Raw genomic sequence first — 3,974 nt, 5'->3', positions numbered from 1 at the left:
AATAGAAACACGAATAAACACTAGAGATTATACTGGAGGTCGTGATAAACTAAGAGATCTTCAGAATGATTATTTTGAACATTTGACCGAAAGATATGATGGCGGTAAAAAAATGGGTATTCAATTTTATAGAGGCACATTAGCTGAACATCAACATAAAGTGTACACTCAGGAAACAGATCATAAAATTGGAGAATTAAGAAAAGAGTTATCTAAAACAGACGACTCTTTAAAAAGGTTGAAATTAGCGCTCCTTATTGAAGAAAAAAGGAAAGAGCAGCTTGAGGCTGAAAAAGAATTCAAAACCAATCAGAGTAGACATAATAGCTACAATCGTAAGAATTGGGATTCAAAAGGAACTAGGGATAACCCTACTATATTCCATTCAAACGAAGATGGGAAAACGAAAAAAAAGAAAGGAAGAAGTATTTAAAGATATAATTAATTGCATGTGTTTTTTTTGCGTACTTGACACAAATATTATTTATATTTGTATTCAATAAAAAACCCACCTGTTCCAGCAGATGGGTCTTTAAACGATAGAGATTACATAAAAATCTCTAGGATTTCTTTTAATAGTCTAACTACTTTAAGAAACCACTTTATTTTATTTTTTTTCCTCATAAGAAAAGAACTTAAAACGCCAGACAGGGTCCAATTTGTTTGGCGTTTTTCATTTCATCAAAAATAAGAAAAAGGCTTCTATGTGGAAAACAAAGTTATTAACGTAACACAAAGTTATTAACCCCAAAAAAAAGCGGGTAAACCCCTTTGTTTTAAAGCAATAAAAGGTTTTTAAGGCGATATTTAAATAAAAACTTTGCTATTTTTGGTTAATGAGAAAGCTTCCTAGGTGGTGTAGAATTATAAGATATTATTGCAATTGTTTGTGGTATCATATTTTATTTCCTCTTGGAGTAGAGGAGGATCGCTTTACAAAACACTGGAAAAATAGAGGTGATAAATAATACTTTTTTTTCCTTTTGTGCATTCCTGTCCTTATTCAAGATTCTTTTTGTCTATTGCTTCCAGGTAGTTTCGTTGTTCTAAAATATTTATGATTTTTTCCATTTGTCTCTGATGACTTTCAGAGGCTTTTCTATGGTATTCTAAATCTTTTTTTAGCAAAGGGTACTCTATTAATCGTTTTTGAAACTCTTTATATTCATCGCTAGAGAACCCTTCAATAACATCATATTCCGCGCTTGTTTTTTCTGTGTCGTCAGCTTGTCGTACTTCTGTCTTACTTGTGTCGTACTTGTGTCTTACTTCAAGTAGCTTAACAACGTCTAAAGGCACTTTGACTTTGTTTTTTTCTATAAAATAAAGGCCTTTCAAGTGTCTTACTATTGTCCTACTTGTGACAGAGTACATGTCAGAGAGTTCTTTTAAAGTGTAGCTTTTTTTATTCATTTTTGTTTTTATTCTTCATCGCTTCACGCACAAATGCAGCATTACAATACAGCTTCTTATTATCAATTCTTTTATTTGAATATTCCTTAGCTTTCCATTCCTTCATCAATCTTTTAGCCCCATCTAAGCCAATATCTCCGATGTAATTGATAAAATTGGTTTCCTCAATTTTCCAAGTCTTTGTCATTTGTTCAATAACTTTTTGATGTTCGGGAGACTTATCTTTCCAATGTTTTGGAATAGCCTTTAAAGTGACATTTTTAAGTAAAAACTTCAATGCTACAAGGCTTGGACGACCTCTTCCAATTGGTGGTGCATATACTTTTTCAAAGGTAAATTCACAGTCAGTATTTTTTAATTCCTCTAAAGGTTCTTGTAAAGTGTATTTCAAGAGATCTGATGATTTCGGATACTTCTTTTCACAGTCCAAAAGCTTTCTGAATTCTTCAAGTTCAACATACCACCAACCCGTTCCCTTATAGCTTGAAAGTATCTCATAAAGCCTTGTAGAATACCAACTTGAAAAACTCATATACCAGCCAACTTGATAATTTGTATAGTTGTTCAAGTTAACTAAATAAGGCTTTAAAGTAGGGTTTAAAACCAATGTTATAACGCCATTCCGGTACTCACAGTTTACGTCTGAGGAACTTGTATTTAGAAGTTGTTTAGCAATGAAGCTTGACTTTTTCTTATTCTCATTTTTAGATTCAATAATCCAACTGATACTTAGCATTTCATTGAAAGCTTTTTTGATGTCGCCATATGAAATTGCTACATTTCCAAGCGCACCAAGTTCAGAAATACTAACTTGATAATAAGACCTTAATTCAGAAGCATCACGTTCGATTTGAGAGAAAACGTGTGTCAAAATACGCTTTGTCAGAACAGATACTTTTTTCTGATGCGAGTGTACTATTTTTTTATCAACGTGAACATAATCTTTAGCCTTTGGATTTTTGGAGTAAACTAATGAAAGACTTGTCTGTCCAGACTGTAAATTTTTATCCATAAAAGTTTAATTTGGTACAAGATAAACAATTAAAACGAGCCGAAAAAATAAAACTCGTTTTATAAAAGAGCAGAACTCGTTTTAATAAACCCCAATAAGGAGCAAAACTCGTTTTAATAAACAAAATAAGGAGCAGAACTCGTTTTAATCGATTTTGTCCTATTTATTTAATTATATAGTATTAACACTATATAGTTTGTCAAAAATTGAAAACATAAAAATTACTTTTTCGATTCTGAACAAAAAAAAGTCTTTTAAGGGAAATTTTTTTAGAAAAATTTCAGCTAGTTTGAGTAAGTCTATTCGAGCTTGCAGCTCGAGCACGCTTTAGTATTAGTTCGGTTGAGGAATCGTTCTCAGGTAAACTGGCGCCCGAAATTAGTCTTTTTAAGCAGTTTTAATAAGCTTAAACACATTTTTTTATTATAAACAAACATATACAAGTGTTATAAATTAAACACTCTTAAAACGCCTTAAAATGCTTCAAGGCAAAAACTACTTTTTCCTGTCTAAGTTTTTAGCTTTTGTTTCCTCAAACCATAAATATTTTAAGTGAAAATCGTTTTCTCAAAAAAACAGACTATTTATAAAAGAGGAAAGCTAATTAATTGGTAGAGCCTTTAGTTTATATCGAATCCTGAATTCTGGATTACCTCAAAAATAACAATAGTATAAAACTTATAAAAATGACAGAAATGGAAACCATTCTATCATTAGTAGGATTTGTATCTCAATGCATTTTGATTTACAATTTTCTAACTGATGATCAATAAAAAAAATCAACCACACATGTATAAATTGCATGTGTGGTTTTTGTTTATTTCAGAGAAATACACAAAAGGAAAAATAAAAAATGTATATTTGATTATGTAGATAAAGTGGCTTTGTATATGTACCCGCTATACAAAGCCACTACGTTGGCTTTGCGGGTAACTGCATTAAGCTATCAATTCTTCGAATTGAAAAAATCAACAAGTTAATTTTTAGAGTATGGCATTTGGAATCATAAGAGCAAGAAACCTTTCTGCAGGAGCAATTAGTAACACGGATAAACATAACGCCAGGCGTTATGAATCTAAGACTGATTACCCTGAAAATATCACTCCAAACGGAAGACATCAAGAGGCCTATATTTTAGAAAACAAAGAAGATCATTTGCACAAAAAGAACTTTAACCTACAGCAAGCAATTGATGATAGATTAGAAAAAAACAATGTGAAAGGTATTCGTAAAAACAGCAATTTGGCTATCGAATATGTTTGCACTGTTAACGATCAAAAAGCCTGGGAACAATATTCTTTTTCAGGATATGTTTCTAACACAAAAAAATGGTTAGAAGATAGACATGGAAAAAATTCCATTGTTGCATCATATGAGCATTTGGACGAATCAAACCCACATGTTCATTTTATTGTTGTGCCACTGAAAACAAAAGAAGTTAAATGGAAAAACCAAAAAGGAGAAGGAGTTAGAATAGAAACACGAATAAACACTAGAGATTATACTGGAGGTCGTGATAAACTAAGAGATCTTCAGAATGATTATTTTG

The 3,974-nt window shown here is 31.5% G+C and carries 4 protein-coding genes; 2 read left to right on the top strand and 2 right to left on the bottom strand.

The window, feature by feature from the left end:
* Positions 1-433 (top strand): hypothetical protein (locus WNY60_RS15450; protein WP_342862922.1); only part of this gene is annotated, 433 nt, incomplete at its 5' end.
* Between the two features lie 566 nt (positions 434-999).
* On the opposite strand, the gene WNY60_RS15445 is transcribed toward WNY60_RS15450, so the two are convergent.
* A complete protein-coding gene (locus tag WNY60_RS15445) occupies positions 1,000-1,338 on the bottom strand; it encodes a hypothetical protein (protein WP_342862921.1) in 339 nt (112 codons plus the stop codon).
* A 67-nt stretch (positions 1,339-1,405) separates the two neighbouring features.
* Complete coding sequence (locus WNY60_RS15440; protein ID WP_342862920.1) at positions 1,406-2,425, bottom strand: replication initiation protein; 1,020 nt, start codon at positions 2,423-2,425, stop codon at positions 1,406-1,408.
* Between the two features lie 990 nt (positions 2,426-3,415).
* Between WNY60_RS15440 and WNY60_RS15435 the strand changes: the two genes are divergently transcribed.
* Positions 3,416-3,974: plasmid recombination protein (locus WNY60_RS15435; protein ID WP_342862919.1), on the top strand; the 559-nt coding region annotated here is incomplete at its 3' end.

The sequence above is a fragment of the Olleya sp. AS48 genome (assembly GCF_038900355.1).
Lineage (GTDB): Bacteria > Bacteroidota > Bacteroidia > Flavobacteriales > Flavobacteriaceae > Olleya.
This window is presented reverse-complemented; position numbering and strand designations above follow the sequence as displayed.

What these genes read in the sequence shown, in the direction of transcription:
- WNY60_RS15440 (WP_342862920.1), bottom strand. Translation starts at nt 2,425, where the DNA reads ATGGATAAAAATTTACAGTCTGGACAGACAAGTCTTTCATTAGTTTAC.